Source organism: uncultured Veillonella sp. (genome assembly GCF_938010505.1).
GTDB lineage: Bacteria > Bacillota > Negativicutes > Veillonellales > Veillonellaceae > Veillonella.
In genome coordinates, this window is record NZ_CALLVP010000140.1 from 23,011 (window position 1) to 29,375 (window position 6,365).

Below are 6,365 nucleotides of genomic sequence, written 5' to 3' on the forward strand. Positions count from 1 at the left end.
TTTGTATATAGTAGGACAGCCATGGTATCCATAACATTTCAACCTACAACTGAAGATATAATCCTATTCGTAGGCGGCGGAGAAGTAGCGGAACGACGGATGCAGCTTTTTATTAAGGAGCCTTGCCAAATTGTCGTTATTGCTCCAACTGTGACGGATACGATTAGCCAATGGGCAAAGGAAAATCGCATCACTTGGTGTAATCGAGCTTTCACAATGGATGACGAAGAGCATATTATTTCGAGTAGTTTGCTGTTTATCTGCACAGATAATCATGAACTAAACGATAACTTGTATGAGCTAGGGAAAAAACATCGAGTGTGGACAAACCGCAGTGATGATCCGAGCGCGTGCAGCTTTACTGTACCGTCATCCCTTGAACTCGGCGATCTTCATATTGCTATTAGCGCCAATAATGTGGGCCCTCGTATCAATCGTCTCGTACGACAAGATATGATGAATCGTTATGGTCAGTTGCAAAAGGCTATGCCTAGACTTAAAATATTTAGAGAAGAAGTAAAGTTACTGCTTCCTACGCCAGAGGCTCGTCAACAATTTTGGCGAGAATATTTGACGGTAGAAACTTTTGAGGCCATTCTCAAGGGAGAGTGGATGATTATAGAGGAGAAACTAAACCATGCAATTAGTGGTATTAGGTCTAAATCATAGAAGTGCCGCTGTAGAGGTGCGTGAACGTTTCTCGTTTGATAAAGACGAGGTAGTTGCCGCACTAAACCGCCTCTATGAATTTGACTGTGTATCAGAATGCGTTATATTGTCTACTTGTAATAGAACGGAAATTTACGCTGCTTTAGAAGGTGTAGAATTCCCTAAGGATTACATGTTGGCAGTGTTAAAAGACTTAAAAGGAGCAGATCATATTGATGAAGATGCATTCTTCTTCTACGAAGAACGAGATTGTATTGAACATCTATTCCGCGTTTCTGCTAGTCTTGATTCCCTTGTGTTGGGGGAAGGCCAAATCTTGAGCCAATTAAAAGGGGCTTATATTCAGGCTTATAGCGCAGGCTGTACGGGAACAATATTTAATATTTTATTCCAACGGGCTATTAGCGTTGGTAAAAAGGTGCGTACGAATACGGGCATTGCTAATACACCTGTATCTGTTAGTTACACAGCGGTTAATCTTGCGGAGGACAGTTTAGATAAGCCATTATCCGAAGCTACAGTACTTATTTTGGGTGCTGGTACCATGAGTGAATTGACGGCTACTCATTTACAAGCGAAGGGTGTAAAAACGATTTTTGTATCTAATAGAACCTTTGCTAAGGCTGAAATGTTAGCGGAACGCTTTAATGGTAAAGCTGTTAAGCTCGATAACTTTGTAGAGTATGCTAAGGATGCGGATATCCTCATTACATCTACAGGGGCGCCGCATTATATTATTACTGAAAAAGAAGCGAAGAAAATTACGACTCTTCGCAAGGGTGAACCAATCGTTATGATTGATATAGCGGTACCACGTGATATCGATCCTACGGTGGCAGATTTGGACGGTATTTACCTATTTAATATTGACTCTCTTGAAAGTGTAGTAGAAGAAAATAAGGCGCAGCGCGAAGAAGAAGCTCGTCGTGCGGAGCCTATTATTCATGATGCTATTGAAGAGTTATTGGATAAGTTGAGCTATTTAACAGTGCGTCCTATGATGGCATTGCTCACGGAAAAGGCGGAGCGCATTCGCCGTCGTGAATTACATCGTGCATTAGCTAAATTGCCAGATATTTCCGATAAGGAACGCCGCATTATGGACTCTATGAGTCGCATGATTATCCGCAAAATATTGCGTGAACCGATGATTCACTTCAACGAAATCGCTGGTACAGATGAAGAAGGCTTGTACTGGGATTTATTCAAAGATATGTTTAATCTTGAGAAAGAAGGCTAATGCCATGAGAGACCATATTCGAATCGGCACGCGAAAAAGTGCCCTTGCCCTGTGGCAGGCTGAACATATTAGTGCAGAATTACAACGTCTGTACCCTAATATTACGGTAGAGCTAGTTCACTTTAATACAAAAGGTGACCGTATCCTAGAGAAACCACTGGCTCAAGTTGGTGGTAAAGGTTTATTTACTGCTGAATTAGAAGAGGCTATGCATGCAGGCGAAATTGACATCGCCGTACATAGCTTAAAGGATATGCCTACAGAGTTGCCAGAAGGCCTTACTCTTGGTGCCATCTCCGCTCGTGATGTGCCTTATGATGCACTAGTGAGTCCCGTGTATAAAACACTAGACAAATTGCCACAAGGAGCACGCGTCGGTACTAGTAGTTTGCGTCGTCAAGCGCAATTGTTACATGTCCGACCTGACCTAAAGGTAGAGGTGATTCGCGGCAATGTGCAGACTCGTTTGAGCAAGATTGAAACGGAAAAGCTAGACGGTGTTATCTTGGCTCAAGCAGGCCTTAAGCGATTGGGTTTAGAAGACCAAATTACACAAGTCTTCAAGGTCGACGAAATGATTCCTGCCGTTGGACAAGGGGCACTCGCTGTCGAGTGTCGCGCCGATGATACGGAAATGCTTGACATGTTGGCTCCTATCAACGACGAAGCAACGCGCTATGCCGTTGAAGGGGAGCGCAGTTTCTTGCGTCAATTAAACGGTGGTTGCCAAGTGCCAATGGGCGTACATGGTACAATCAATAAAGGTCAATTGACGTTAAAGGCTATGATTGCATCTCTCGATGGAAAAACTGTGTACGAAGGGGAAATCTCTGGTCCAGCTAAAAAGGGAGAGATTCTTGGCAAAAACCTTGCAAAAGCCTTATACGAAGAAGGGGGCAAACATATTGTGGATGCTCTCATAGAGGAAGGAATCATAAAATGACAGGTATGGTATATCTAATTGGTGCAGGCCCTGGCGATGTTAAACTCATCACCGTAAAAGGTCGTGAATGTATCGAAAAAGCAGATGTAATTGTATATGACTATTTAGCAGATGCTCATTTATTAGAATGGGCGCGCCCAGACGCGGAGTTGATTTATGCTGGTAAACAATGTAAAGATCACACGATGCATCAATGGGAAATCAACGAGCTTTTAGTACAAAAAGGAAAAGAAGGCAAAATCGTAGCTCGCCTAAAAGGCGGGGATCCACTCGTATTCGGTCGCGGTGGTGAAGAGGCTATGGCCCTTGGCGAAGCCGGTGTGCCTTTTGAATTCGTTCCAGGTGTAACATCTCCAATCGCGGCACCTGCATATGCAGGTATCCCTGTAACACAACGCGCTATGGCCACTTCCTTTGCCGTTGTCACAGGCCATGAAGACCCTACAAAAGAAGTGTCTGGAATTCATTGGGAAGGCCTTGCTACGGCGGTAGATACACTTTGCTTTGTAATGGGCGTTGGCAACTTGCCTACCATTGCAGACAAATTGATGGCTCATGGTCGCGCCCCATCTACGCCTGTAGCACTCGTTCGTTGGGGTACAAAAACAGTACAAGAGGTATTGGTTTCTACCCTTGAACATGTCGTTGAAGATGTAGAGAAGGCTCAATTAAAAGCGCCAGCTATCATCGTAGTAGGCGATGTAGTCAACCTTCGTGAAAAATTGCAATGGTTCGATAATAAACCATTATTCGGTAAAACTGTTGTAGTTACACGCGCTCGCTCCCAAGCAAGTGCATTCCGCGAAAAATTAGCGGCTCAAGGTGCTAATGTAGTGGAAGCAGCAGCAATTAAAACATCTCCATTGGAATTGTTTGAGGAAGATAAACGCATCATCAACAATACAAAAGAATACCAATGTATCGTATTTACATCTGGTGAAGGGGTTCGCTACTTCTTTGATGCTCTATATAAAGAAGGCAAAGATACACGTGCTTTAGGTAATTCTAAAGTGGCGGCTATCGGCTGTGCTACGGCTCGTGAACTTCAAAAATATGGCATCGTACCGGATATCATTCCTGTAGACTACAAGGCTGAATCTGCTGTAGAGGCTCTTGAAGAAGAACTCAATGCAGGGGATTCTGTACTGTTGATTCAACCAAAGGTAGCACGCGATGTGATTCCACGTTGCTTGCGTCACCGCGATATGAATGTAGATATCTTGCGTTTATACGAAACTACACAAGATACATCTCAACAAGAAGCATTAGTAACAGCGTTAACAGAAGGCAATGTAGATTATATTACCTTCACAAGTTCTTCTACGGTAACAAATACAATCCAATTATTGGGCGACAATGCACTAGAGCTATTAGGCAAAACTAAAGTAGCTTGCATCGGTCCAATTACGGCTGCTACGGCTATGAGTGCAGGTCTTAAACCGGCTATCATCAGCGATGTATATACAACAGATGGCTTAGTAAATGCTATTATAAAGGATATTTAGGAGGATCACATGTACGATTTAACATACCGTCCTCGCCGCTTGCGTATCAATCCAGAAATGCGTGATTTGGTACGCGAAACGACACTCGACGTAACTGATTTGATTTATCCATTATTTATCGTGCCTGGTGAAGGTATCAAAAAAGAAATCGATACATTGCCAGGTCAATATCACTTGTCTGTTGACGAGGCTGTGAAAGTAGCGCAAGAAGCCTATGATCTTGGTGTGCGCGGCGTGGAAATCTTTGGCATTCCTACCTATAAGGATGAACAAGGTTCCTCTGCGTGGGATATGTCCCAACCTGTACAACAAGCTATTAAAGCCATCCGCGGAGCAGTGCCAAACCTATTGGTTATCTCTGACGTATGCTTGTGCCAATATACCTCTACCGGTCACTGTGGCATGATTGATGACCATGAAATCTTGAACGACGAAACATTACCATTGCTTTGTAAAGTTGCGGTAAGCCAAGCAGAAGCTGGTGCACATATGGTGGCTCCATCCGATATGATGGACGGTCGCGTAGGTGCTATTCGTGAAGCCCTTGATGCGGCAGGTTATACCAATGTATCCATCATGAGCTATGCCGCAAAATACGCATCTGCTTACTATGGTCCGTTCCGCGGAGCTGTTAATTCTGCGCCAAAATTTGGTGACCGCAAATCTTATCAAATGGACCCGGCTAATCGCTTGGAAGCTTTCAGAGAAATCGAACTCGACATCGCTGAAGGTGCAGATATTATCATGATTAAACCAGCCTTGTCCTATTTGGATATCGTTCGTGAAACACGTGACCGCTATGAATTACCTGTAGCTGTATACAATGTATCTGGCGAATATGCGATGGTTAAATCCGCCGCAGCGGCTGGTCTTATCGACGAAGAACGTCTCGTTATGGAAACAATGCTGTCTATGAAGCGTGCTGGTGCTAAAATCATCATTACGTACCATGCCTTAGATATTGCTAAATGGTTACAACAATAAGGAGGAACTATGTTCCAACTCGGTAAATCTGAAAAGGCCTTTAACGAGGCTAAACGTTATATGCCAGGCGGCGTAAATAGCCCTGTTCGTTCCTATCGCAGCGTAGGGTCTAACCCTCCGTTTATCAGCAGTGCCAGCGGCAGCCGTATTTATGATATCGATAACAACGAATATATCGACTATGTGTTGAGCTGGGGACCTATGATCTTAGGCCATGCGAACCCTGAAGTCATCGCGAGCCTGCAAGAGGCTATTCCTCGCGGTACTAGCTACGGTGCACCTACACTATTAGAAACAGAATTGGCTAAAAAGATACAAGCCTTCATGCCTTCTATGGAGGTTATCCGCCTCGTTAACTCTGGTACAGAGGCTACCATGAGTGCCTTGCGTGTTGCTCGTGGCTATACTGGTCGCGATCGTATCGTAAAATTTGTAGGCTGTTACCATGGTCATAGTGATGCGCTCTTGGTGAAAGCTGGCTCTGGCCTTGCTACCTTTGGCGTGCCAGATAGCCCAGGTGTTCCTCAAGGCGTAGCTGAAAATACCATAACATTGCCGTACAATGACTCTGATGCGGTTCGTAAATTATTCGACGATATGGGCGATACTATTGCGGCAATCATAGTTGAACCTGTAGCTGGCAACATGGGTTGCGTACCTCCAGTACCTGATTTCCTCGAAACCTTGCGCGAAGTAACTAAGGCTCACGGCGCTGTGTTGATCTTTGACGAAGTTATGTGTGGCTTCCGCGCTAGCAGTGGGGGTGCCCAAAAGCGTTACAAGATTAAACCAGACCTTACATGCCTTGGTAAAATCGTTGGCGGTGGCATGCCACTTGCCGTGTTCGGTGGCTCTCGTGAGATTATGAACCAAATTGCACCAGCTGGTCCTATCTACCAAGCCGGTACATTGAGTGGTAATCCAATTGCCGTTACCTCTGGTTTGGCAACGCTTTCCATTCTGCAACGTGATCCAACGGTGTTTAAACAAGTAGAAGATACAACGATTGCCCTTTGCGAAGGCT

Annotated in this window: 6 protein-coding genes; all 6 read left to right on the forward strand. The window is 44.5% G+C overall.

Annotated features, from left to right (window positions below; genetic code table 11):
* Positions 1–21 precede the first annotated feature (21 nt).
* Positions 22–669 carry a bifunctional precorrin-2 dehydrogenase/sirohydrochlorin ferrochelatase gene (locus tag Q0507_RS08580; RefSeq protein WP_298715074.1) on the forward strand — a complete coding sequence of 216 codons (648 nt, stop codon included), beginning with the start codon at positions 22–24 and terminating at the stop codon, positions 667–669.
* Positions 638–1,909 carry a glutamyl-tRNA reductase gene (gene hemA / locus Q0507_RS08585; protein ID WP_298715076.1) on the forward strand — a complete coding sequence of 424 codons (1,272 nt, stop codon included), beginning with the start codon at positions 638–640 and terminating at the stop codon, positions 1,907–1,909. The genes Q0507_RS08580 and hemA overlap by 32 nt, the downstream gene beginning before the upstream one ends.
* A gap of 4 nt (positions 1,910–1,913) precedes the next feature.
* Positions 1,914–2,852: a hydroxymethylbilane synthase gene (gene hemC, locus Q0507_RS08590; RefSeq protein ID WP_298715078.1), complete on the forward strand. Its 939-nt coding sequence runs from the start codon at positions 1,914–1,916 to the stop codon at positions 2,850–2,852.
* Positions 2,849–4,357, forward strand: a complete 1,509-nt coding sequence (gene cobA / locus Q0507_RS08595) for a uroporphyrinogen-III C-methyltransferase (protein WP_298715080.1) — start codon at positions 2,849–2,851, stop codon at positions 4,355–4,357. The genes hemC and cobA overlap by 4 nt, the downstream gene beginning before the upstream one ends.
* Positions 4,358–4,366: 9 nt before the next feature.
* Positions 4,367–5,341: a porphobilinogen synthase gene (hemB, locus tag Q0507_RS08600; RefSeq protein ID WP_298715082.1), complete on the forward strand. Its 975-nt coding sequence runs from the start codon at positions 4,367–4,369 to the stop codon at positions 5,339–5,341.
* Between the two features lie 9 nt (positions 5,342–5,350).
* On the forward strand, positions 5,351–6,365 hold a 1,015-nt coding region (locus Q0507_RS08605), incomplete at its 3' end, for a glutamate-1-semialdehyde 2,1-aminomutase (protein WP_298715084.1).